Source organism: Rhodopseudomonas rhenobacensis, assembly GCF_014203125.1.
GTDB classification, from domain to species: Bacteria; Pseudomonadota; Alphaproteobacteria; order Rhizobiales; family Xanthobacteraceae; genus Rhodopseudomonas_A; species Rhodopseudomonas_A rhenobacensis.
This window is the reverse complement of record NZ_JACHIH010000046.1, coordinates 1-23,316: the sequence shown is the minus strand read 5'-3', so window position 1 is coordinate 23,316 and position 23,316 is coordinate 1. Positions and strand designations below refer to the sequence as shown.

Sequence of the window (23,316 nt, the reverse complement as noted above, 5' to 3'; positions counted from 1 at the left end):
CACCACAGACCCGGGAAGAAATATAGCTGCTAACTGATCGGAAAAATGCCGCGCCATCGCGGTGGCATTGTCCGGTATTGCTCAGACCGATTCGGCAAAAATACGCAGAATGAACCAGCGGAATCGGACAGCATCACCCGGCGCATGCGCGGCCCGCGACCGCCTGCGCCTGGATTCCGCCGGAGCCGACCATGCCGGAGTCCACCGAGAAGGCCGCATTTTTCCCGATCTATCTGCAACCCGGGGCGGGCCGCGACGAACTGCCGTACCGACTGCGGCAACAATCCTTGCTGGGCGACTTCGGCCGGGCGGCGCTGCAGACCCGCGAACTGGACCAGCTGCTGCAGCGCGCCGCCGAATTATGCGCCGACGGACTGCGGACCCGATTCGCCCAGGTGCTGGAATTCGTCCCCGGCGAGAACCGCCTGGTCGGCCGCGCCGGTGTCGGCTGGGAGCCGGATCGGATCGCCGACATGGCGTTCGAGACCGACGTCGGCTCGCCCGCGGGCTACGCCTACAAGACCCGGCAGCCGGTGATCACCAATCAGTTGCCGAGCGAGGCGCGGTTCAAGACCCCGCAACTGTTCACCGACCACGGCGTGATCCGCTCGATCAACGTGCTGATCGAACGCGGCGGCGAGGGCCAGGACTATTTCGGCGTGCTCGAAGTGGCCAGCGCCGATCCCGGCTGGTTCGACCAGGCCGACGCTGATTTTCTCGCCGCTTTCGCCGGCCTGCTCGGCATCGCCATCGAACGCCAGCAGGCCGATGCCCGGCTCGCCGACGCGCTCGAACATCAATCGCTGCTGACCCGGGAGATGAGTCACCGCGTCAAGAACAGCCTGGCCTCGGTGGTCGGGCTGCTGCGGGTGCAATCGCGCGGCGCGCAGTCCGACGAAGTCCGCGCCGCGCTGCAGGAAGCGTCGTCGCGCGTCGACACCATCGCCCAGGTCCACGATAATCTGGCGCGCGGCTCGCGCATCGGCTTTATCGATTTCGCCGATTTCATCGACGATTTTTGCGGACGTCTGCAGGCCAACGCCAATGGCAACCAGCTGCGCTGTCGGGCCGAGCCGATGCTGCTCTTGGCGGATCACGGCATTCCGCTCGGGCTGTTGATCAACGAACTGGTCACCAATGCGATCAAGCATGCTTATCCCGACCGCTGCGGCGTGATCGAACTGTCGGCCTGCGCGCTCGGCGATCGGCTTCACGTCGAGGTCGCCGATCAGGGCGTCGGGTTGCCCGACGGCTTTGATATCAACGCGCCGCGGAGCAGTCTCGGTTTCAAGGTGATCCGCGGCCTAGTGCGGCAATTGCGCGGCCGGCTGCAGCTGCTCGCAAACAATCCGGGCGCGCGGTTCCTGATCGATCTGCCGATCGTGCCGGCGGCCGATCCGCCATCGGCGGCCGCGCGCTGACGCGCTAGTAATGCTACCCGGCGGCGAATTAACGCATCCATCACCGCGCCGCACTACGGCTGAGCAGAGGTGCCAGCATTCGGTCCGGATCGGCTTCAGCACTCCCCTGCGTTTGATCAGCGCTTTCAGGTTGGAGCGCAGGATGTCCTGGCTGAACAATTTCAAGATCGTCTTCAAGATCAGTTTGATCGTGGCCATTCTCGCCTTGGTCGGGATCGGCGGCATGGGCTTCAGCGCCGTCAGCATGAAGCACGCGAGCACCGCTTATTCCGACCTGATCAGCCGCGTGGATGTGGCGACGATGCTGACCGTGCGAGGCACGCGCGCTGCCGAGCGGTACCTGTCCAGTGCCTTTCAGCTAGCCGCCGAAACCACCGACGAGGGCAATGCGGAGCTTCTCAGGCGAACCGATGAGGCCAAGAAAACCTACGAATCCAGAATGCTGGTCGTGCAGACCAGCCTGCCCGAGAAGGCCGCGCTGATCGAGCCGCGGATCGCCGAATTCGCCCGGGCGTTTTCGGCGTGCGAGCCGGTGATCAGCTACGCCTCGAAGACCACCTCGCCGGAGGATGCGCTGAAGGCCGCGGCCCGGCTCAAGGCCGAGTGCAAGCCGCTGATCGACGCCGCGCTCGATCAGCAGACCAAATTGACCGACGCGTTCGTCGCCTCCGCCTCGAAAGAAGCCGCCGATCTCGCCGCGCTCACCGATTCCGCGATCCTCAGCGTGCTGATCGCCGCCGGCATCGGGCTGCTGATCGGCCTGGCGCTGGCGATGTGGATCGGCATCGCGGGTCTGGCCCGGCCGATCGCGCAACTGAAGACGGTGATGGAAGCCTTTGCCCGCAACGATCTCACCGCCGACGTTCCCAGCAAGCAGCGTCGCGACGAAGTCGGCGAGATGGCCCGCACCGTCGAGGTGTTCAAGACCAATGGTCTTGAGGTCGAGCGCTTGAAGGTCGGGCTTGCAGCCACCGAGAAGCTCGCCGCCGAACAGCGCAAGGCCGAGATGAAGAAACTGGCCGACGACTTCGAGGGCGCGGTCGGCGAGATCGTCGAGACCGTTTCCTCGGCCTCGACCGAGTTGGAGGCCTCCGCCAGCACGCTGACCGCCACGGCGACGCGCTCGCAGGAACTCACCACCATGGTGGCGGCGGCGTCGGAAGAAGCCTCGACCAACGTGCAGTCGGTGGCCTCGGCCACCGAGGAGATGACGTCTTCGGTCAATGAAATCAGCCGGCAGGTTCAGGAGTCGTCCCGGATCGCCCGCGAGGCCGTCGACCAGGCCCGCAAGACCAACGACCGGGTCGGCGAACTGGCCAAGGCGGCGGCGCGGATCGGCGCCGTCGTCGAACTGATCAACACCATCGCCGGCCAGACCAACCTGCTGGCGCTCAACGCCACCATCGAAGCCGCACGCGCCGGGGAGGCGGGCCGCGGCTTCGCGGTGGTCGCTTCCGAAGTGAAAGCCTTGGCCGAGCAGACCGCCAAAGCCACCGGCGAGATCGGCCAGCAGATCGCCGGCATCCAGGCCGCGACCCAAGAGTCGGTCGGTGCGATCCGCGAGATCGGCGACACCATCGGCAAGATGTCGGAGATTGCCTCCACCATCGCCTCCGCCGTCGAGCAGCAGGGCGCCGCCACCCAGGAGATTTCCCGCAACGTGCAGCAGGCGGCGCAGGGCACCCAGCAGGTGTCCGCCAACATCACCGACGTCGAACGTGGCGCCAGCGAGACCGGCTCCGCTTCGGCTCAGGTGTTGTCGGCGGCGCAGTCGCTGTCGCGCGATAGCAACCAGCTGAAAGCGGAAGTCGCGAAGTTCATGGACACGGTGCGCGCCGCGTAAGATTGCGGCGACGGGAACCGATCGGCATCGCACGGCGGCGCGCGCCAGCGCCGCCTGAGTCGCGATGTCGCGCCAGTTCGGGGCTGACTTGCGCGCCATGCTTGCTAAAACACCGGGATGAAACCCTCTCCGATTCGTCTGCTCGGCCTGGCCTTGCTGCTGCTGGCTTCGCCGGCCTTTGCCGACGACGCGCCCCGGGGCGCCGCCGACGCGATGGCGCAGATGGCGTCGCCGCAGGCGATCGCCGAATATCGCGCCCGGCTGCAGGACTATCTGGCGGCGCGGCAGGAGTACGAGGCCGACGCCAGCGCCTATTGGAGCGCGATCTCGGAGAAGCGGCGCGGCCGCAACGCCAAGCGCCGCGACGGCGAGCCGGTCACGCCCGACGACTACGTGCTGGTGCAGCCGCCGATCTACGACGGCCCGAAGCGGCCGGTCGATCCGCAGCCGCAGGAACCCTCGGAGCCGGGCCGCGCGCGCAAACCGATTCCGCTTGTCGCGGATCTGGTGCAGGCCGCCGCGCAACATTATCAGTTCGCGCCGCAGCGTCCCTCAGCCGAAGTCGAATTCAAGCGCGCCTATGCCCGCGCCGCGCTCGCCGCAGGATTGACCCGCGAGCAGGCGGTGCGGGTCTATGCGTTCGAGACCGGCGGCAATGGCGGCCACGACATGCAGTCGGGCCTCAGCGCATCACGGCCCGGCTCGCGCGCGATCTCCACCGCGATCGGCTACAATCAGCTGCTCACCACCAACAGCGTCGAACTGATGGCCGAGCAGGGCCACGCCATCATCGCCGAATTGACCGCGAAGGCGGCGCGGCTGAGCGGCCCACAGCGTCAGGCGCTGGATCGCAAGATCGCGGTGGTGAAGCGGATGGTGGCGTTCGCGCGCTCGGTGCCGGACCAGTGGAGCGAACACGAGAAGCTCGGCAATACGCCGCAGGGCTGGGCGGTGCACGCCATGGTGCTGGACCTTGACGTTGGTCCCTTGCTGCAGGTCCACAAGCTTCTGACCTCGGTGCGGTTCGCCCGGCAGAAGGGCTACAGCCGCCCGCTCAGCGCCGCCGAACTGGAGATGATGAATCTCACCGGCGACGGCACCGGGCTCGACATGGTGACGATGCCGCAACAGCTGCGCGAGCAGGTGCCGACCGCGAATTTCTTCCAGCGCAGCGGCTACGAGCGCAATCCGGTGGCGATCCGGCACAACACCGTGGCGAAGCTGCTCGCGGTCACCGACTCGCGGATGGACAGCAACAGCAACAACCCAGGCGCCCGCGAATTGGCCGCGGCGTTCTGAACTCGGCGCAACGCAGCGCTGTTCGCAGCGCGCACACGCCCGGCGCGACCGGCTTTGACGGCCTCTGCATTCTGGTGTACCAGCCCGCACTGGCCGCTGGGCCCGTGGGCGATCCTGGCTCCCACGCCGCCGCCCCGGCGGCAGAGCCGAGGTCGATCCCGGACCGATTTGCAGGCCGGGATGCTCGCGGGCCGCGTGTCGCCCGGCACGCGTCATTTGCAGACCCTGAGCGCCGTTGAGATACGGGAATGACTACGGATTCGGCTTGGCCATTGCACACGGACGCCCCGCGCAACATCGACGGGGCGCTGCACGCCACGGTTGAGCAGGCCGCCGACTGGTTGATCGGGCGGCAGAAGCACGACGGCCACTGGGTCGGCCGCGTCGAGACCAACGCCTGCCTGGAAGCGCAGTGGTGCCTGGCGCTGTGGTTTCTCGGCCTCGAGGATCACCCGCTGCGGGTCCGGCTCGGCCGCGCCTTGCTCGACACCCAGCGCCCCGACGGCGCCTGGCACGTGTTTCACGACGCGCCGCACGGCGACATCAACGCCACCGTCGAAGCCTATGCGGCGCTGCGCTCGCTCGGCCATCGCGACGACGAGGAGCCGCTGCGCAAGGCGCGCGACTGGATCATCGCCAAGGGCGGCCTGCGCAGCATCCGGGTGTTCACCCGCTACTGGCTGGCGCTGATCGGCGAGTGGCCGTGGGAGAAGACCCCGAACATTCCGCCGGAAGTGATCTGGCTGCCGACCTGGTTTCCGTTCTCGATCTACAATTTCGCCCAATGGGCGCGCGCCACCCTGATGCCGATCGCGGTGCTGTCGGCGCACCGGCCGAGCCGGCCGCTGCCGCCGCAGAGCCGGCTCGACGCGCTGTTTCCGGACGGCCGCGACGGCTTCAACTACGATCTGCCGGCGCGGTTCGGCGCCGGCTTGTGGGATGCCTTCTTCCGCAAGGCCGATGTCGTGTTGCACGCGCTGCAGGGCTGGGGCGCCAGGCGCGGCGGCCCGGGCTGGCTGCGCCGCGGCGCGCTCAACCACGTGGTGGAATGGATCGTCCGCCATCAGGATCACGACGGCGGCTGGGGCGGCATTCAGCCGCCCTGGATCTACGGCCTGATGGCGCTGCACCGCGAGGGCTACGCCTTCGATCACCCGGTGATGGCGAAGGCGCTCGACGCGCTGAACGATCCCGGCTGGCGCGTCGATGTCGGCGAGGCGACCTACATCCAGGCCACCAACAGCCCGGTCTGGGACACCATTCTGGCGCTGATGGCGCTCGACGACGCCGGGCTCGCCCGGCGCTATCCCGCGCAGATCGACAGCGCGGTGCGCTGGGTGCTGCAACGCCAGGTACGGGTGCCCGGCGACTGGTCGGTGAAGCTGCCCGGCGTCGAACCCGGCGGCTGGGCGTTCGAATACGCCAATAATTTCTATCCCGACACCGACGACACCGCGGTGGCGCTGATCGCGCTGGCGCCGTTTCGCGGCGATCCGAAGTGGCAGGCCGAAGGCATCGACGCGGCAATCCAGCGCGGCGTCGACTGGCTGGTGGCGATGCAGTGCCGGCAAGGCGGCTGGGGCGCCTTCGACAAGGACAACAACCAGAAGATCCTCGCCAAGATTCCGTTCTGCGATTTCGGCGAGGCGCTCGATCCGCCGTCGGCCGACGTCACCGCGCACATCCTCGAGGCGTTCGCCAAGCTCGGCATCGAGCGCAGTCACCCGTCGGTCGTCCGCGGCCTCGCGTTTCTGAAGCGCGAGCAGGAGCCGGAAGGCCCGTGGTTCGGCCGTTGGGGCGTCAACTACGTCTACGGCACCGGCGCGGTGCTGCCGGCCTTGGCGGCGATCGGCGAAGACATGCGGCAGCCCTACATCATGCGCGCCTGCGACTGGCTGGTGGCGCGGCAGCAGGACAATGGCGGCTGGGGCGAAAGCTGCGGCTCCTACATGGATGCCAACCTGGCCGGACGCGGCGCGGCGACGGCGTCGCAGACCGCCTGGGCGCTGATGGGGCTGCTCGCGGCGAACCGCGAACAGGACCGCGACGCGATCGAGCGCGGCGTGCTGTATCTCGCCGACAGCCAGCGCGAGGGCACCTGGCAGGAAGCGCACTACACCGGCACCGGCTTTCCGGGTTACGGCGTCGGCCAGACCATCAAGCTGAACGACCCGCTGTTGTCGAAGCGGCTGATGCAGGGGCCGGAGCTGTCGCGCTCCTTCATGCTGCGCTACGACCTGTATCGCCAGTACTTCCCGCTGATGGCGCTGGGCCGGCTGTTGCAGCAGCGCGGCTCCACCGCTGCGCGCGGCGACTAGAGCATTTTCGGTTGAGATTGAAGCATCCAACCCAAACGCGGCCGTCATTCCGGATTGCGAGTTCGAAGAACGAGCAAGTCCGGAATCCATATCTCCTGTAGGGGTTATGGATTCCGGGTTCGCTCGCGGCTAAAGCTGCTCGCGCCCCGGAATGACAGTCTGGGAATATTGAAGCGCATCAATCCAACCCGAAAAGTCGCTAGCCCGGGCCGAATTTGAAGCGGCCGTCGTCTTCCAGATACGGTCCGCTCCGCATGTAGAGCTGGCCGTTGGTGCCGATGAAGAACAGCGTGTTCTTCGGCACCTTCTTGGCGCCTTTCAGCAGGTCCTTGGCGTTGTTGGTGCCCATCTTGTAGGACCAGGTCTTGCCGTTGCTCTCATAGGCGTAGCCCATATCGGGGGCGAGCACCCACGGCGTTGCGGCCGGCGGCGCGGTCTGGGCGAGCGCCGCGCTCGATGCGGCGCACAGTGCCGCCGCGGCCAGCAGCGGTTTGACGTATCCGGATTGCATTTTTCGGCGCCTCCTCGTGGGTTGCGAGCGCAATGACCAACAGAAATGACGCCAGATTTGCGTCGCTCTTGAACAAATCACGAACGGGCGCGAGGCGTCAAACCTCGCCGGCGCCGGCTCGCGATTTTGTCATCCGGCGCGCCGCCGCTAATCTCCGGCGGACTGCAAAGAAGTGCCGGGGTCCGGATATCGCCGGCGCAGAAAATGCTCTACTGGCGTGCGCCGCGAACCGTCGGCGAAAGGATGATTCGAATGCGTCAGATCGTGCTGGGGTGTCTGGTCCTTGGGTTGCTGGCGCAGGCCGCGCCGGCCTTCGCCGACGAGTTCAAGCTGGTCAGCAACCAGCGGATTTCCTGCGGCCGCGGCTTCAGCGCCGGCAAGCTCAACACCGCCACCTGCCGGTCGTTCGCCTATCTGTTCAATGTCCGCAGCTCGGAATATTTCCGCTGCACCGTCAGCCTGTCGATGACCCGCGACACCAAGGAAATCCTCAACGTGCAGACCGACGGCGGCTGCGTCAAAAAGCCCCGGGTGTTCGACACCGATTCCAACTACTCGTTCGACGCCGCCGAGACCGAGCCGCCGAATACCAATTCGTTCTTCGGCACCGGCGGCTACGCGGTGTGGGCCAGCGACAACACCGCGCAGAAGATTCGCGGCTGCATCATCATCAGCTCGGGGCTCGGCTCCGACGTCGCCAAATGCCTCGACATGACGTTCGACTGACTCGCGACTCCGCTCAGTCGTGCAGCCGCAGCGGCTGCGAAGCGGCGCCGCGGGCGAATTTCTTCAGCCCGGACGGCCTGCCGAGCAGATAGCCCTGCACCACGTCGAAGCCGATCTCGTGCACCGTGGTGAGGTCGGCACGGGATTCGATCCCGGTCGCCACCGTGCGCGCGCCATAGCCGTCGGCGAGCTCGACGATGCGGCGGCACACCGTCTGCTTCAGCCGGTCGTCGGCGCAGCCGTTGATCAGTTCGCGATCGACCTTCAATTCGACGAACGGAAACGTCGCCAGGTCCATCAGCGCCGGCCAGTCGGTGCCGAGCCGGTCGATCGCGATCGCGATGTTGCGCAGCCGCAGCCGCTTGGCGACCTCGACCAATAGATCGAGGTTGCCGATCACCTCGGCGGCGTCGACCTCGACGATCAGGCCGCGGAACGCCGGATGCGTCGGCATCCAGCTGCACAGATCGTGCACCGCGTCGCGGTTGGCGAGAAACGAGATCGGCAGGTTGATCGACAGATCGATCGCGCCGTGCCGCTCCAGCAAATAGTGCCAATCGGCGATGGTGCGGTTGATGACGAATTCCGACAGCGTGCGGAAGTGCTGATCGTCGTCGGTCGGGATGAAATGCGCCGGCGGCACCACGCCCCAGGTCGGATGCCGCATCCGCACCAGCGCCTCGGCGCCGCACGGCAGCAAGGTGCGCAGGTCGACCTTGTTTTGATACCACAATTCGAGCCAGCCCGCCTTCAACGCCTCGGCGACGTCGACCGCCGGGCTCGGCACCGGCTCCGGCGGCAACAACATCGCCACGCCCTGATGCAGCGTGCCGGCGCTGAACGGGGTTTGCAGCGGCGGAAGCATCGACAGGCCGAATTCCCGCCCCATCTGCTGGATCGCCGTCGAGGTGACGGATTCGCGCGGGCTGATCGCCAGCACGTGTCCGGCATAGCCGCGTTCGGCGAGGATCTCGATGATGCGACCGGCCTCGACGCCGCCGATCGACGAGCCGAGCACCACCAGATCCGGCAGGTGCTGATCGAGCGCGGCGGCGAAGTCCTCCGCCTTGGCGCATTCGCCGGTGATGAAGCCGAGGTCTTCGAGCGCTTCGGCGAGGAAGGTTCGCAAGTGCGGCTTGCTATCGGCGATGCAGGCCCGCGGCGCCACCTTTCGCCGCCCGAACGTCGCCAGCTGTGCTCCCCTAAGGTTCGCATTTGTCATAGAAGTCCCCCGAAAGTCGGGTTTCGTTCTACGTAGTCGCGGCGGATTAAATTATGGAATCTTTGAGATGTCCTCATGAAGTCGCCAGTAGGGTTAAACCCGACACAGCGATTCAAATTTGAATGAGTTGTGCTGCCCGGCTGCGCCGCTGCCCCATTTAGGAACAGCGTTGCCGACGCATCGGTTTGCACAGCGCTTTTCGCCGTTGCCGCGCGGCCGCGACGACGCAACGGCGATATCGGACGGCCGTCAAGGCGACGGCTGTGCCGACAGTTTGCTGCCGACCAGCGCTCGGCCGCCCGGCGCGGTTTCCGGCATCGCGATCAGAAACAGCGCCAGCGCCGCGCCCGCGACCGCGACCGCGGCGAGAAACAGAAACGCCGCCGAGTAGCCCGCCGCGACCACGATCATGCCGGCTGCGGCGCTACTCAGCGCGCCGCCGAGCCCGGCCGCGGTGGCGATTGCGCCCTGGCTGATGTTGAAATGCCCGGTGCCGCGGGTGAGGTCGGCGACCACCAGCGGAAACAGTGCGCCGAAGATGCCGGCGCCGACGCCGTCGAGCAGCTGCACGCCGACCAGCCAATAGGAATTGTCCGACAGCGGATAGAGTGCGCCGCGCAGCGCCAGCACGCCGAGCGCCACCGCGAAGATCGGCTTGCGGCCCCACACATCCGCCTTGTGGCCGACCAGCATCGCCACCGGCACCATCACCAGCTGCGCCGCGACGATGCACAGCGACATCAGCGTGGTGCCGAGCTCCTTGTTGGCGAGCGCCAGCTTCTGCCCGACCAGCGGCAGCATGGCGGCGTTGGCGAAGTGAAACAGCACGGTCGCCACCGCGAAGATCAGCAGCGGTTTATTGCTCAGCAGCACCGTGAAACCCGACGGCTGACCGGCGCGGTGATCTGCCTCGGCCCCGGAGACGAGCCCGCGCGCCACCGCGTCGTCGATCGCATCGGCCGGGATCGCCAGCGTTGCCAGGATGCTGCAAAGCGCCATCACCGCGAGCAGCCAGAACACCACGATCGGCCCGAAGCCATAGGCGAAGATGCCGGCGAGCGTCGCGGCGGCGGCGTTGCCGGCGTGGTTGAACGCCTCGTTGCGGCCGATCCGCCGCGCAAAGGCGCGCGGCCCGACGATGCCGAGCGTCACCGCGGCGATCGCCGGTGGAAAGACCGCGCCGGCGATCGCGGCCACCGCCTGGGTCGCCGCCACCGCGGCGAAGCTCGTGATGAGCGGCAGCACCACAGAGGCCAGCGTCACCGCGACCGCGGCGATCACGATCAGCGCCCGCTTCGCCTTGCTGGCATCGATCAGCGCGCCGGCCGGGGTCTGCGCGACGATGCCGGCTATCGCCGCCACCGCCATCACCACGCCGATCGAGGCCTGGTCCCACTTCTGTTCGGTCAGCAGATAGATCGACAGATAGGGGCCGAGGCCGTCGCGGACGTCGGCCAGGAAGAAGTTCAAGGCGTCGAGCGGGCGCCGGGCGGTGGTCTCTTGCTGCGGCACATCGGCCTCGGCGGTTGTCTTGAAAGCTGTTGCGGCAACAGCCCGGACGGCAACGGGTTCCGCAGCGGCGTCCGGGCTGGTCCGATCGGACGCCTTGACCGCGGCCGTCGATCCGTCCACCTTCGCCGAAAAGCTCGACGTCGAAGCTAAGCCAAATCCAAGGGAGAAGACCGCTCATGAAGTCCAGGTTGCTCGGCGCTGTCGTGATGGCCGCGTGTGTTCTGTCGGCCCCGCAGGCCCGTGCCCAACAATTCATCAATATTCTGACCGGCGGAACGTCCGGGGTGTACTACCCGCTCGGCGTCGCGATCGGCAAAATCTACGGCGACAAGATTCCGGGCGTAAAAACCCAGGTGCAGGCTACCAAGGCCTCGGTGGAGAACCTGGTGCTGCTGCAGCGCGGCTCTGGCGAGATCGCGTTTTCGCTCGGCGATTCCTTGAAGGCGGCGTGGGAAGGCGACGAGGAAGCCGGCTTCAAGAGCAAGCTCGACAAATTGCGGGTGATCGGCGCGATCTATCCGAACTACATCCAGATCGTCGCCACCGCCGAGTCGGGCATCAAGACGCTGGCCGATCTGAAGGGCAAGAGTCTCTCGGTCGGCGCGCCGAAATCCGGCACCGAACTCAATTCCCGCGCCATCCTGAAGGCCGCCGGGATGGACTACAAGGATATCGGCAAGGTGGAATACCTGCCGTTCGCCGAGTCCGTCGACCTGATGAAGAACCGCCAGCTCACCGCTACGCTGCAGTCCGCCGGCCTCGGCGTCGCCTCGCTGAAGGACCTGAGCAATTCCAGCGAGATCACCGTGGTGTCGGTGCCCAAGGAGGTGGTCGACAAGATCGGCCCGCCGTTCGTTGCGGCGACGATTCCGTCCGGCACCTACAAGGGCCAGGACAAGGACGTGCCGACCGCGGCGGTGATCAACTATCTGGTGACCTCCTCGGCGGTGTCCGACGACGTCGCCTATCAGATGACCAAGCTGATCTTCGACAATCTGCCCGAACTCGCCAACGCCCACGCCGCCGGCCGCGAGATCAAGCTCGAGGGTGCCGCCACCGGCAGCCCGGTGCCGCTGCATCCCGGCGCGATCCGCTACTACAAGGAAAAGGGATTGATCAAGTAGGGCGAGAACGTCAGGCACTGATTCACCTCTCCCCGCTTGCGGGGAGAGGTCGATGGTCGGCGCGAAGCGACGGCCATCGGGTGAGGGGGCGCCAGAGTTCAAACGCGACGCCCGGAAATGTCGCGATCGGGCACTTCGCTCAACACGTCATGGCCGGGCTTGTCCCGGCCATCCACGAAAAACAGGCAAGGCATTGCTGGTGGGCGTGGATGGCCGGGACAAGCCCGGCCATGACGCGGAGAGGGCCTCCCTCTCAGAAGGGCCTCCACTTCGGAAATCCTGGTTGGATTTCCCGCCGGGGGCGGCAGACATCACCGAGCCTTTGCTAGCTAGGAACACGACCCATGCTGCAGCCTGAAACCACCGCCGACCACATCCCCGGCCGAATCGAGTTCGACAATTTCGAACACGGCTTTCCGGAAGGTTTTGGGCCGCGCGGCTGGGATCATCTGGCCTATGCGGTCGGCATCGCCTTTGCGACCTTCCAGCTGGTGATCGCGGCCTGGAACGTGCTGCCGAGCCAGGTGGTGCGCGGCGTCCATGTCGGCTTCCTGATCCTGTTGACCTTCGGGCTGATCGGCAACTTCACCGCCAAGAGCAATCTCGGCCGCACGCTCGGCTGGATGGTCGGCGGCGTCGGTTTTCTCTTGGGGCTGTATCAGTGGATCTTCTACGCCGACCTGATCGCGCGCGACGGCGATCCGACCCACACCGACCTGGTGGTCGGCACGCTGCTGGCGATCCTGATCTTCGAGGGCACGCGGCGGCTGATGGGGCTGGCGCTGCCGCTGATGTGCGGCGTGTGCCTGTTGTACTGGTTCTTCGGGCAATATCTGCCGGCGCCGCTCAACCATCGCGGCTACGGCTTCGATCAGATCATCACCCATCTGTCGTTCGGCACCGAGGGCTTCTTCGGCGTGCCGATCTACGTTTCGGCGACCTACATCTTCCTGTTCATCCTGTTCGGCTCGTTCCTGGAACGCGCCGGCATGATCCAGTTGTTCACCGACGTCTCGCTCGGGCTGTTCGGCGGCACCCGCGGCGGTCCCGCCAAGGTCGCGGTGTTCGCCTCGGGCATGATGGGCACCATCTCCGGCTCCGGCGTCGCCAACGTCGTCACCGTCGGCCAGTTCACCATTCCCTTGATGATCCGGTTCGGCTATCGCCGCGCCTTTGCCGCCGGCGTCGAGGCCACCGCCTCGATGGGCGGCCAGATCATGCCGCCGGTGATGGGCGCGGTGGCCTTCATCATGGCGGAGACGCTCGGCGTCGACTATTCGGTGATCGTCAAGGCCGCGGTGATCCCGGCGATGTTGTACTTCGCCTCCGCGTTCTGGATGGTGCACCTCGAGGCCGGCAAGCACGGCCTGGTCGGCATGAAGAAGAACGAGATCCCCAACGCCTGGAAGGCGCTGGTGCATGGCTGGTACCTGGTGTTGCCGCTGGCGGCGCTGATCTTCATGCTGTTCGAAGGCTTCACCCCGCTCTATGCCGGCACTATGGGCCTGGCGCTGACGGTGGCGCTGATTCTGGGCGCCAGCATCGTGCTCGGCGTCTCCAGCACGACGCTGCGGGTGATCTTCTGGATTGGCCTCGCGCTGATTGCCGGCGTGGTGTCGCGCAACGGCGTCAACATCTTCGCCATCGCCGGCATCGTCGGCGGTTTGGTGCTGCTGTCCAGCCTCAGCCAGGGCGGCCGCAACACGCTCGCCGCCTGCCGGGATTCGCTGGCGGTCAGCGCCAAATCCGCGCTCACCGTCGGCATGGCCTGCGCCATCGTCGGCACCATCATCGGCATGATGACGCAGACCGGGGTGGGCACCATCTTCGGCGGCTGGGTGATCGGGCTCGGCGAGCACAGCCTGTTCCTGGCGCTGGTGATGACCATGCTGCTGTCGATCCTGCTCGGCACCGGGATTCCGACCATTCCGACCTACATCATCACCGCCGCGCTGGCCGCGCCGGCGCTGGCGAATCTCGGCGTGCCGTTGATCGTCAGCCACATGTTCGCGTTCTACTACGGCATCATGGCGGACCTGTCGCCGCCGGTGGCGCTGGCCGCTCTGGCGGCGGCGCCGATCGCCCGCGAAAATCCCGACAAGATCGGCTGGGAGGCGATGCGGATCGCGCTCGCCGGCTACGTCATTCCGTTCATCGCGGTGTATTCGCCGGCCTTGATGCTGCAGCCGGGCGATCCGATGGCGGCGAAGATCGGATTCTACGGCGCGGTGGTCTATGCCACGGTGAAGGCGCTGGTCGCGATCGGGCTGTTCGGCATGGCGGCGATCGGCTTCCTGTTCACCCGGATGAGCGCGCTGGAGCGGATCGTCGCGCTGGCGGGCGGGCTGTGCCTGCTTGGCGAATTTCCCTACAGCGACTGGGTCGGCTTCCCGCTCGCGCTCGCCATCGTGGCCTGGCAATGGCGGCAGCGGCCGCCGCGTCGCAAGGTGGCACACGCGTGAGCCTGTGCCTGGCCTCGGCGGGGGTGGTGAAGACGCTTGCTATAGCCGCCTTCACGCTGGCCTGGACCCATTCGATCGAAAAGACCGCATGGCAGGAAGACTGGCGCGTCACCCCGCAGGGCCTGCAATTGATCGAGGCGCGCATCAAGGGTTTCGGCGCCGGCATGGAGCCGCCGCCCGAGGCCCGCTTGATCGACGGCTGGTTTCAATGGGACCCGCATCGCGCCCCGCAGCCGGAATTGGTGCTCGGAAATTCCGCCGCCGCCGGCGACTGGCGGCTGTGCGAAAGCGGGCGCTGCGCCACGTTGTCCGAGATTCTCGGCCACGACGTCGGCGTGCATGTCACGACGCTGAGCGCGTGTGAACGCTAACCAATTTCCCGCCCGCGACGAATCGCGCTAGGTCACCGGCATCGAGCGTTGATGAGGCGCCGTGTCCCGGGCGCGAAGCAGCGCCCTTCGCGCTGCTCCGCAGAACCGGGACCGTTACGAAGGCAGCCTCCGTAACGGCCCCGGCTCCGCAGCGCACCACGCCGCAAGAGCGGCGTATTGCGCTTTCGTCCGGGGCACGACTCCCATTGATCTCATCGACCAAGGTCGGCGCCGGAACTATGCCGAATTCACAATGACCTCGTTGCCACCTGATAGGACGATTTCGATGCGCCGTTACCTGACCATCGCGGGGCTCAGCGTCGTCGCGCTGCTCAGCCTCGCAAGCTCGCCGAGCTTCGCCGCGGTCAGCGAGCCGGACGACGATCCGCTGATCGATCCGGCGCCGTGCGTCAATGCCGCCACCGACGGCGACGCCGACAAGATCATCGCCGCCTGCACGCCGCTGATCGATCAGCACAGGACCGCGAAGCCCGACCGCGTCAAGGCGCTGCTGGCCCGCGCCGCGGCGTTCGATCGCAAGCAGCAGCCCGACCGCGCGCTCGCCGACTACGACGCAGCGCTCGGGCTCGACGCCACGAAGGCCGACGGCTTCAATGCCCGCGGCGAGCTGCGCCGCCGCCAGGGCAACCGCCGCGGCGCGCTGGCGGACTTCACCGCCGCGCTCAAACACGACCCGCAGCACCAGGCGGCGCGCGCCAACGCCAAGTCGCTGGCGCAGGAGTTGGAGCGGCTCGGTGCAGAACTCGCATTGAAGGGCAAGCCGAGCTTCGACTGCAAGACCGCGAGGCGCGCGGTGCAGAAGGCGATCTGCGCCGATCCGGACCTCGCCGATCTCGACCGCGCGATCGACGCCGCGTATCAGGCGCAGCTGCGCCAGGCGGTGGCCGGAGTGGTATCAGGAGCGGGCTCGCGCCGCGCCGTGCAACGCGCGCAGCAGGACTTCATAGCCGCCCGAGATGCGGCGTTCGGCCGCTCCAAGGATCAGCTACGCGGCGTGATGCAGGCCCGGCTGCAGCAATTGCTCGCCGGCAAGGCCGATTAGCCCGCCCGATCAGCCGAAAAACCGCCGCGCCGCCGCCGGATGTGGTTGATTAGGAACAAAGGCGGGGTTGCTAACGCCGGCTAAAAGCCGGAGATGGCGGCAAACCGCCAATGCCAGGGGAGAACGCGCCATGAATATCCATGAAAACAGCCGCTATCGCGAGGTCCACGCCCGATCGCTCGCCGACCCGGAAGGTTTCTGGGGCGAGGCGGCGCGTGAGATCGATTGGATCAAGCCCGCCGACAAGGTGTTCGACGCTTCGCTCGGACTGTACGGCCGCTGGTTCGCCGGCGCCCAAGTCAATACTTGCTACAATGCGCTGGATCGCCACGTCGAACGCGGCCGCGGCGATCAGCTGGCGCTGATCCACGATTCGCCGCTCACCGGCACCGTCACCAAGCTGACCTACGCGCAGCTGTTGCAGGAAGTCACCACGCTCGCCGCGGTGATGCAGGATTTCGGCGTCGTGAAGGGCGACCGCGTCATCCTCTATATGCCGATGGTGCCGGAGGCGATGGTGGCGATGCTGGCCTGCGCGCGGATCGGCGCGGTGCATTCGGTGGTGTTCGGCGGCTTCGCGTCGAAAGAACTTGCGACCCGGATCGACGACGCCAAGCCGAAGCTGATCCTGTCGGCGAGCTGCGGCATCGAGCCCGGCCGCATCGTCAAGTACAAGCCGCTGCTCGACGACGCCATCGCGCTGTCCAGCGCGCCGCCGCAGGCCTGCATCATCCTGGCGCGGCCGCAGCAGGCCTGCGACCTCACGCCCGGGCGCGATCACGACTGGGCCAGTTTGCGCGAAGCGGCGCTGGCCGCCGGCAAGACCGCCGACTGCGTGGCGGTCGAAGCCACCGACCCGCTGTATATCCTCTACACCTCCGGCACCACCGGCAAGCCGAAGGGCGTGGTGCGCGACAATGGCGGCCATCTCGTCGCGCTGAAATGGACGATGGAAAATCTCTACGGCGTGAAGCCCGGCGAGGTGTGGTGGTGCGCGTCCGACATCGGCTGGGTGGTCGGCCACAGCTACATCATCTATGGCCCGCTGATCCACGGCGCGACCTCGATCATGTACGAGGGCAAGCCGGTCGGCACCCCGGACGCCGGCGCGTTCTGGCGGGTGATCGCCGATTACGGCGCGGTGGCGCTGTTCACCGCGCCGACCGCGTTCCGCGCCATCCGCAAGGAAGACCCGGACGGCACCTTCTTCGGCAAGTACGATCTGTCGAAGCTGCGCACCCTGTTCCTGGCCGGCGAGCGCGCCGATCCGCCGACGGTGGAATGGGCCGAGCAGATGCTGCACGTGCCGGTGATCGACCATTGGTGGCAGACCGAGACCGGCTGGTGCATCGCCGGCAACCCGGTCGGCCTCGGGCTGTTGCCGGTCAAGCACGGCTCGCCGACCGTGCCGATGCCGGGCTACGACATCAAGGTGGTCGACGAGGGCAGCCATCCGGTGCCGGTCGGCACCATGGGCTCGATCGTGATCAAGCTGCCGCTGCCGCCCGGCAATCTGCCGACGCTGTGGCAGCAGGACGAGCGCTGCCGCGAAAGCTACTTCATCGATTACCCCGGCTACTACAAGACCTCCGACGCCGGCTACATGGATGAGGACGGCTACGTCTTCGTGATGGGCCGCACCGACGACATCATCAACGTCGCCGGCCACCGGCTCTCAACCGGCGGCATGGAGGAGATCTTGGCCTCGCATCCCGACGTCGCCGAATGCGCGGTGCTCGGCATCAACGACAGCATCAAGGGCGAGGTGCCGTGCGGCTTCCTGGTCTTGAAGGCCGGCGTCACCCGCGACGCCGCCACCATCGAGAAGGAAGTGGTCAAATTGGTGCGCGACAAGCTGGGACCCGTCGCGGCGTTCAAGCTCGCCATCACGGTCGGCCGGCTGCCGAAGACCCGCTCCGGCAAGATTCTTCGCGGCACGATCAAGAAGATCGCCGACGGCGAGGAATGGGCGATGCCGGCGACCATCGAGGATCCGAAAGCGCTCGACGAGATCAGCGACGCGCTGAAGAGCCACGGCTGAGGCCGGTGCGGCTGACTTAGAAAACCCGCAATCCGGACCCACTAGGCCCGGATGAGGGAAGGCTTCCGCCGCGCGCACCGATCTTCACCTCTCCCATAGGGGAGAGGTCGGTCCGGCGCAGCGAAGCCGGGCCGGGTGAGGGGGGTTCGCCTCTCGATAGGTCTTACCCCCTCACCCCAACCCTCTCCCCATGGGAGAGGGGGCGTGCTGCCGCCGCCGCACCGCTTCATTCCGGCTGGATCAAACTTCTGATGCAAGACATTCCGACGCGCCCCGCCTTGATGCCGACGCTCGCGCTGCTGCTGGCGGCGCTGGCGCTGTCCGCCTGCGCCACCCGCAACGACGTGCCGGCCGCCGCCAATATGGGCGACGACGACGAATTCTGCCGCGCCAACAATGTCGCGGTGGGCTCCACCGATTACGTGAACTGCCGCAAGAACCGCGACGTCCAGCGCAGCAACGCCATCACCCGCGCCAACCGCGCGCAGCGCAATCTCGGCGAGTTCATGATGGACCACCCCGACCGGCCGTAAGCCCGCGCGCAGCGCTGGGAATTGCCGCGACTCAGCAGCCGAACGCGTGGAGGCTGCCTTTCAGCCTTTGGTCTTAGTCCCCACGCCGCGCGAACCCCGCGGCGTCGTGCTGCTGCAAGTAGCTCGCAGCGTCTGTGACAATGCCGCCACGGCAGCACCAAAACACCGCCGATTTGATCTAGATCAAACGCGCGCAAACTCTTCCGGCGCTGGTTCCCGCCCGCATGCGCGTCCGCGCACGTAATTTTGTTTTGACAGGGGCTGGGAATGAAGAAGCTTTTGGTTGCGATGTCGGCGCTGATGATGGCGACGGCGCTGAATGGACTTTCGACGACCGCCGAGGCCGCCGACATGCCGGCCGGCAAGCCGTTCTACAAGGCGCCGGCCGTGGAAGCGTGGAATCCGTGGATGATCCGGCTGCGCGCGCTCGGCGTCGTCACCCGGGATTCCGGCTATGTCGATCAGGTCCCCGGCTCCGGCCTCGCCACCTCCGACGTCGTGGTGCCCGAGCTCGACATTTCGTATTTCTTCACCCGCAACATCGCCGCTGAATTGATCCTCGGCGTCACCAAGAACCACGTCACCGGCACCGGCGCGCTGGCCGGCGTCGACGTCGGCAAGTCCTGGCTGCTGCCGCCGACCCTGACGCTGCAATATCACTTCACCGATTTCGGCGCCTTCAAGCCCTATATCGGCGCCGGCGTGAACTACACGTTCTTCTTCAGCCAGTCGGCGGGCGGCGGCCTCGTCACCGACAGCCACCTCAAGGACGCCGCGGCGCCGGTGGCGCAGATCGGCTTCGACTACATGATCAACAACCATTGGGGCTTCAACGTCGACGTCAAGAAGCTGTGGCTGCGTCCGGAGTGGAACGGCACCGCCGGCGGCCTGCCGGTCAGCGGCAAGGTCAACCTCGATCCGTGGCTGATCGGCACCGGCATCACCTACAAGTTCTGAGCGTTCCAGAAGCAAGGACGGCGCGGGGCGGAGCAATCCGCCCCGTTTTTTGTTGCGTGTCTTGCCCGCTCGGGGATGACGTCTGCGATCTCCCTCCCATTGCATCTGCAAGGAACTTCGGCTTTGGTGCCGCGAACTCACATCCATTGCGCGCGGCGCCACGAGGACACCACATGGACATCAAGGTCAGGGATTCCAACGGCGCGCTGCTCGCCGAGGGCGACACCGTCACGCTGATCAAGGATCTGAAGCTGAAGGGCTCCTCCACCGTGCTGAAGCGCGGCACCGTGATCAAGAACATCCACCTCACCGACGATCCGGCCGAAATCGAAGGCCGCACCGACAAGGTCAAAGGCCTGGTGCTGCGCACCGAGTTTCTGAAGAAGGCGTGAGGGCAGGGGGCTCATGGTGAGGAGGCGCGCAGCGCCGTCTCGAACCATGAGGATGTCCGCTCGCGATCCGCGGGCGTCAGCTAGGTCTCGACGTAATCCGCGACGCTGGTCGCAGCGGGCACCGGCAGGCCGTCCTCTTTCAAGCCGTCGATGTGAAACCGGATGGCGTCACGGATTTCGGTCTCGACCGCCGCAACGCTGTCGGCGGTGGCGACGCAGCCCGGCAGGTCCGGCACATAGGCCGAATAATTGCCTTCCGCCTGTTCGATCACAACGGCGTAGCGCATCAGCGTCGCTCCTTTAGGCTGGCAGGAGCCTAGTGATCCCGCACCGCCTTGCAAGCCGGACGAGCGAACGCCCGGCGAGCGTCTCCTGCTCTCCCCCTTTGGTCGGGGCCCACCCACGCCGCGCGGGCCTTGACATCGCGAGCCTTGGGTGATGGTTTAGCCGCCATGCGCACGGCAGCCCGCCTTTCCCGTCTCTGGTGGCCCACCTTCTGAAGGTGGCCGGTGCGATTTCCATTTTTCCAATCGTCAAGGCCGTCAACGCAGTGCGACGGCCTTTTGTTTGTTTGCCCTGCGTTCCCAGCCCTCCGCAAAGTCGAGTTTTGCGACAAGGCCAGAGTTTAAGGAGCGAGGACCAATGAACCGAACCGTATTCGCGCTGCCCGCCCGCAGCGATTATCGCAGCCAGGCCGGGCTCGCGGTGACGCGCAGCGTGCAGCATTTCACCGGCGGCGACGCGCTCGACAACCTGATCGACCTGCTCGACCACCGCCCCGGCGTGGTGCTGTCGTCCGGCACCACGGTGCCCGGCCGCTATGAGAGCTTCGACCTCGGCTTCGCCGATCCGCCGCTGCGGCTGGTCTCCACCGGCGAGAAATTCGCACTGACCGCGCTGAACGCCCGCGGCGAGGTGCTGCTGGCGTTCCTCGCCGACACCCTGCAGGAGCCCTGCGCGGTGATCGACAAGGTCGCCGCCCGGCAGATCGACGGTCATATCGTCCGCGGCGAGGCGCCGGTCGACGAGGAGCAGCGCACCCGGCGCGCCAGCATGATGTCGCTGGTCCGCGCTCTGGTGGCGGCGTTCGGCTCGCCGGACGATCCGATGCTCGGGCTGTTCGGCGCCTTCGCCTACGACCTCGTGTTCCAGTTCGAGGATTTGAAGCAAAAGCGCGCCCGCGAAGCCGACCAGCGCGACATCGTGCTGTACGTGCCGGACCGGCTGTTGGCCTATGACCGTGCCACCGGGCGCGGCGTGCATCTGGCCTACGAGTTTTCCTGGAACAGCCGCTCAACCGAGGGGCTGTCGCACGACACCCCGGACAGCGTCTATGCCAAGACCGCGCGGCAGGGCTTTGCCGATCACGCGCCCGGCGAATACCAGGCCACGGTGGACGTCGCCCGCGCCGCGTTCGCCCGCGGCGATCTGTTCGAGGCGGTGCCCGGGCAATTGTTCGCCGAGCCCTGCGAGCGTTCGCCGGCCGAAGTGTTCCAGCGGCTGTGCCGGATCAATCCGTCGCCCTACGGCGCCTTGATGAATCTCGGCGACGGCGAATTCCTGGTGGCGGCGTCGCCGGAGATGTTCGTGCGCTCGGACGGCCGCCGCATCGAGACCTGCCCGATCTCCGGCACCATCGCGCGCGGCGTCGACGCCATCGGCGACGCCGAGCAGATCCGGCAATTGCTGAATTCGGAAAAAGACGAATTCGAACTCAACATGTGCACCGACGTCGACCGCAACGACAAGGCGCGGGTCTGCGTGCCGGGCACCATCAAGGTTCTCGCCCGCCGGCAGATCGAAACCTATTCAAAACTGTTCCACACCGTCGACCACGTCGAGGGCATGTTGCGGCCGGGCTTTGATGCGCTCGACGCCTTCCTGACCCACGCCTGGGCGGTGACGGTGACCGGGGCGCCGAAACTGTGGGCGATGCAGTTCGTCGAGGACCATGAGCGCTCGTCGCGCCGCTGGTACGCCGGCGCGATCGGCTGCGTGAATTTCGACGGCAGCATCAACACCGGCCTCACCATCCGCACCATCCGGATGAAGGACGGCCTCGCCGAAGTCCGGGTCGGCGCCACGCTGTTGTTCGATAGCGATCCGGTCGCCGAAGAGAAGGAATGCCAGACCAAGGCCGCGGCCTTGTTCCAGGCGCTGCGTGGCGATCCGCCGAAGCGGCTGTCGGCGCTGGCGCCGGACGCTTCCGGCTCCGGCAAGAAAGTGCTGCTGATCGATCACGACGACTCTTTCGTGCACATGCTGGCGGATTATTTCCGTCAGGTCGGCGCTCAGGTCACCGTGGTGCGCTACATCCATGCGCTGCCGATGCTGGCCAAGAACGACTACGATCTTCTCGTGCTGTCGCCCGGTCCCGGCCGGCCGGAGGACTTCAAGATCAAGGCGACGATCGACGCCGGGCTGCAGAAGAACATGCCGATCTTCGGGGTGTGCCTCGGCGTGCAGGCGATGGGCGAATATTTCGGCGGCCATCTCGGGCAGTTGGCGCAGCCGGCGCACGGCCGCCCCTCGCGGGTCCAGGTTCACGGCGGCCGGCTGATGCGTGGTCTGCCGAATGAGATCGTGATCGGCCGCTATCACTCGCTCTATGTCGAACAGGACAGCATGCCCGAGGTGCTGGCGGTCACCGCCGCCACCGAGGACGGCATCGCCATGGTGATCGAACACAAGACCTTGCCGGTCGGCGGCGTGCAGTTTCACCCCGAATCGCTGATGTCGCTCGGCGGCGAGGTCGGCCTGCGGATCGTCGAAAACGCCTTCCGGCTTGGCCTTCCGGCCAATTGACCTTGCGGCGAAAAGGACCTTTGCAATGACCGTCGCAGCAGTGAAAGCCCCACCGATGACCATCGCCTACGATCTCAAGGCCAGCGTTCGCACCATCCCGGACTATCCGAAGCCCGGCATCCTGTTCCGCGACATCACCACGCTGCTCGGTGACGCCCGCTCGTTCCGTTGCGCGATCGACGAATTGGTGCAGCCCTGGGCCGGCTCCAAGATCGACAAGGTCGCCGGCATCGAGGCGCGCGGCTTCATCATCGGCGGCGCCATCGCGCACCAGGTGTCGTCGGGCTTCGTGCCGATCCGCAAGAAGGGCAAGCTGCCGCACACCACGGTGAGCATGTCCTACGCGCTGGAATACGGCTCCGACATCATCGAGATGCACGTCGACGCCATCAAGCCCGGCGAGCGCGTGATCCTGGTCGACGACCTGATCGCCACCGGCGGCACCGCGGAAGGCGCCATCAAGCTGTTGCGGCAGACCGGCGCCGAGATCGTCGCGGCCTGCTTCATCATCGACCTGCCGGAGCTCGGCGGCGCCGCCAAGATCCGCGACATGGGCGTGCCGGTCCGCGCGCTGATGGAGTTCGAGGGCCACTGAGCGGCGCTGCCGTTCACGCGGTTCTGCGTCATCCTGAGAGCCTGTGAAGCTATTCGATTGGCGGCTCTCGGCGATATGATGTGTCGCGATCGCTGCGCAGGAGTGCGGTTGGAGGAGTGCG

At 66.5% G+C, this 23,316-nt stretch carries 19 protein-coding genes; 15 read left to right on the top strand and 4 right to left on the bottom strand.

From position 1 onward, the window contains the following. The first annotated feature begins 191 nt into the window (after positions 1–191). The 4 genes from HNR60_RS22515 to shc all read left to right on the top strand — a co-directional run bounded on the left by HNR60_RS22515 (position 192) and on the right by shc (position 6,881). Positions 192–1,421 carry a sensor histidine kinase gene (locus tag HNR60_RS22515; protein WP_184262366.1) on the top strand — a complete coding sequence of 410 codons (1,230 nt, stop codon included), beginning with the start codon at positions 192–194 and terminating at the stop codon, positions 1,419–1,421. Between the two features lie 142 nt (positions 1,422–1,563). After that, positions 1,564–3,264, top strand: a complete 1,701-nt coding sequence (locus HNR60_RS22510) for a methyl-accepting chemotaxis protein (protein WP_184262364.1) — start codon at positions 1,564–1,566, stop codon at positions 3,262–3,264. A gap of 117 nt (positions 3,265–3,381) precedes the next feature. After that, positions 3,382–4,563, top strand: coding sequence for a hypothetical protein (locus tag HNR60_RS22505; protein ID WP_184262362.1), 1,182 nt, complete (start codon positions 3,382–3,384; stop codon positions 4,561–4,563). Positions 4,564–4,811: 248 nt separating this feature from the next. Beyond that, positions 4,812–6,881 (top strand): squalene--hopene cyclase, encoded by a 2,070-nt coding sequence (gene shc, locus HNR60_RS22500; protein ID WP_184262359.1) that lies wholly within the window; start codon positions 4,812–4,814, stop codon positions 6,879–6,881. Positions 6,882–7,080: 199 nt separating this feature from the next. On the opposite strand, the gene HNR60_RS22495 is transcribed toward shc, so the two are convergent. Next, positions 7,081–7,392, bottom strand: coding sequence for a hypothetical protein (locus HNR60_RS22495; RefSeq protein ID WP_184262357.1), 312 nt, complete (start codon positions 7,390–7,392; stop codon positions 7,081–7,083). Positions 7,393–7,644: 252 nt separating this feature from the next. Here HNR60_RS22495 and HNR60_RS22490 point away from each other — a divergent pair, with 252 nt between their 5' ends. Beyond that, a complete protein-coding gene (locus HNR60_RS22490) occupies positions 7,645–8,118 on the top strand; it encodes a hypothetical protein (protein ID WP_430695027.1) in 474 nt (157 codons plus the stop codon). A 13-nt stretch (positions 8,119–8,131) separates the two neighbouring features. Here the strand turns inward: HNR60_RS22490 and HNR60_RS22485 are convergent, their stop codons facing one another. After that, complete coding sequence (locus tag HNR60_RS22485) at positions 8,132–9,340, bottom strand: EAL domain-containing response regulator (protein ID WP_184262353.1); 1,209 nt, start codon at positions 9,338–9,340, stop codon at positions 8,132–8,134. A gap of 249 nt (positions 9,341–9,589) precedes the next feature. Then, positions 9,590–10,852: an MFS transporter gene (locus HNR60_RS22480; protein WP_184262351.1), complete on the bottom strand. Its 1,263-nt coding sequence runs from the start codon at positions 10,850–10,852 to the stop codon at positions 9,590–9,592. 176 nt (positions 10,853–11,028) lie between these two features. Between HNR60_RS22480 and HNR60_RS22475 the strand changes: the two genes are divergently transcribed. From HNR60_RS22475 to HNR60_RS22440, 8 genes are all read left to right on the top strand, one after another. After that, on the top strand, positions 11,029–11,976 hold the full coding sequence (locus HNR60_RS22475) for a TAXI family TRAP transporter solute-binding subunit (RefSeq protein WP_184262349.1): 948 nt from the start codon (positions 11,029–11,031) through the stop codon (positions 11,974–11,976). A gap of 344 nt (positions 11,977–12,320) precedes the next feature. Then, positions 12,321–14,438 (top strand): TRAP transporter permease, encoded by a 2,118-nt coding sequence (locus tag HNR60_RS22470; protein WP_184262347.1) that lies wholly within the window; start codon positions 12,321–12,323, stop codon positions 14,436–14,438. After that, on the top strand, positions 14,435–14,809 hold the full coding sequence (locus HNR60_RS22465; protein ID WP_184262345.1) for a DUF1850 domain-containing protein: 375 nt from the start codon (positions 14,435–14,437) through the stop codon (positions 14,807–14,809). The genes HNR60_RS22470 and HNR60_RS22465 overlap by 4 nt, the downstream gene beginning before the upstream one ends. 286 nt (positions 14,810–15,095) lie before the next feature. Continuing rightward, the gene (locus HNR60_RS22460; RefSeq protein ID WP_184262343.1) at positions 15,096–15,872 is read left to right on the top strand and encodes a lysozyme inhibitor LprI family protein; all 777 of its coding nucleotides are present in this window, start codon (positions 15,096–15,098) and stop codon (positions 15,870–15,872) included. Between the two features lie 130 nt (positions 15,873–16,002). Further along, a complete protein-coding gene (locus HNR60_RS22455) occupies positions 16,003–17,913 on the top strand; it encodes a propionyl-CoA synthetase (RefSeq protein WP_184262341.1) in 1,911 nt (636 codons plus the stop codon). Positions 17,914–18,164: 251 nt separating this feature from the next. Beyond that, positions 18,165–18,446, top strand: coding sequence for a hypothetical protein (locus HNR60_RS22450; RefSeq protein ID WP_430695026.1), 282 nt, complete (start codon positions 18,165–18,167; stop codon positions 18,444–18,446). Between the two features lie 267 nt (positions 18,447–18,713). Further along, the gene (locus tag HNR60_RS22445) at positions 18,714–19,403 is read left to right on the top strand and encodes an OmpW/AlkL family protein (RefSeq protein ID WP_184262339.1); all 690 of its coding nucleotides are present in this window, start codon (positions 18,714–18,716) and stop codon (positions 19,401–19,403) included. Between the two features lie 173 nt (positions 19,404–19,576). Beyond that, the gene (locus HNR60_RS22440; RefSeq protein WP_184262337.1) at positions 19,577–19,795 is read left to right on the top strand and encodes an alkylphosphonate utilization protein; all 219 of its coding nucleotides are present in this window, start codon (positions 19,577–19,579) and stop codon (positions 19,793–19,795) included. An 80-nt stretch (positions 19,796–19,875) separates the two neighbouring features. Here HNR60_RS22440 and HNR60_RS22435 read toward each other — a convergent pair whose 3' ends face one another. Beyond that, on the bottom strand, positions 19,876–20,082 hold the full coding sequence (locus HNR60_RS22435) for a type II toxin-antitoxin system HicB family antitoxin (protein ID WP_184262335.1): 207 nt from the start codon (positions 20,080–20,082) through the stop codon (positions 19,876–19,878). Positions 20,083–20,437: 355 nt separating this feature from the next. Between HNR60_RS22435 and HNR60_RS22430 the strand changes: the two genes are divergently transcribed. Both HNR60_RS22430 and HNR60_RS22425 read left to right on the top strand, forming a co-directional pair. Beyond that, complete coding sequence (locus HNR60_RS22430; protein WP_184262333.1) at positions 20,438–22,600, top strand: anthranilate synthase component I; 2,163 nt, start codon at positions 20,438–20,440, stop codon at positions 22,598–22,600. 55 nt (positions 22,601–22,655) lie between these two features. Then, positions 22,656–23,195: an adenine phosphoribosyltransferase gene (locus HNR60_RS22425; protein ID WP_041802201.1), complete on the top strand. Its 540-nt coding sequence runs from the start codon at positions 22,656–22,658 to the stop codon at positions 23,193–23,195. Positions 23,196–23,316 lie beyond the last annotated feature (121 nt).

Coding starts and splice junctions, on each gene's coding strand:
- HNR60_RS22515 (WP_184262366.1), top strand. CDS start 192: ATGCCGGAGTCCACCGAGAAGGCCGCATTTTTCCCGATCTATCTGCAA.
- HNR60_RS22510 (WP_184262364.1), top strand. CDS start 1,564: ATGTCCTGGCTGAACAATTTCAAGATCGTCTTCAAGATCAGTTTGATC.
- HNR60_RS22505 (WP_184262362.1), top strand. CDS start 3,382: ATGAAACCCTCTCCGATTCGTCTGCTCGGCCTGGCCTTGCTGCTGCTG.
- shc (WP_184262359.1), top strand. CDS start 4,812: ATGACTACGGATTCGGCTTGGCCATTGCACACGGACGCCCCGCGCAAC.
- HNR60_RS22495 (WP_184262357.1), bottom strand. CDS start 7,392: ATGCAATCCGGATACGTCAAACCGCTGCTGGCCGCGGCGGCACTGTGC.
- HNR60_RS22490 (WP_430695027.1), top strand. CDS start 7,645: ATGCGTCAGATCGTGCTGGGGTGTCTGGTCCTTGGGTTGCTGGCGCAG.
- HNR60_RS22485 (WP_184262353.1), bottom strand. CDS start 9,340: ATGACAAATGCGAACCTTAGGGGAGCACAGCTGGCGACGTTCGGGCGG.
- HNR60_RS22475 (WP_184262349.1), top strand. CDS start 11,029: ATGAAGTCCAGGTTGCTCGGCGCTGTCGTGATGGCCGCGTGTGTTCTG.
- HNR60_RS22470 (WP_184262347.1), top strand. CDS start 12,321: ATGCTGCAGCCTGAAACCACCGCCGACCACATCCCCGGCCGAATCGAG.
- HNR60_RS22460 (WP_184262343.1), top strand. CDS start 15,096: ATGCGCCGTTACCTGACCATCGCGGGGCTCAGCGTCGTCGCGCTGCTC.
- HNR60_RS22455 (WP_184262341.1), top strand. CDS start 16,003: ATGAATATCCATGAAAACAGCCGCTATCGCGAGGTCCACGCCCGATCG.
- HNR60_RS22450 (WP_430695026.1), top strand. CDS start 18,165: ATGCAAGACATTCCGACGCGCCCCGCCTTGATGCCGACGCTCGCGCTG.
- HNR60_RS22445 (WP_184262339.1), top strand. CDS start 18,714: ATGAAGAAGCTTTTGGTTGCGATGTCGGCGCTGATGATGGCGACGGCG.
- HNR60_RS22440 (WP_184262337.1), top strand. CDS start 19,577: ATGGACATCAAGGTCAGGGATTCCAACGGCGCGCTGCTCGCCGAGGGC.
- HNR60_RS22435 (WP_184262335.1), bottom strand. CDS start 20,082: ATGCGCTACGCCGTTGTGATCGAACAGGCGGAAGGCAATTATTCGGCC.
- HNR60_RS22430 (WP_184262333.1), top strand. CDS start 20,438: ATGAACCGAACCGTATTCGCGCTGCCCGCCCGCAGCGATTATCGCAGC.
- HNR60_RS22425 (WP_041802201.1), top strand. CDS start 22,656: ATGACCATCGCCTACGATCTCAAGGCCAGCGTTCGCACCATCCCGGAC.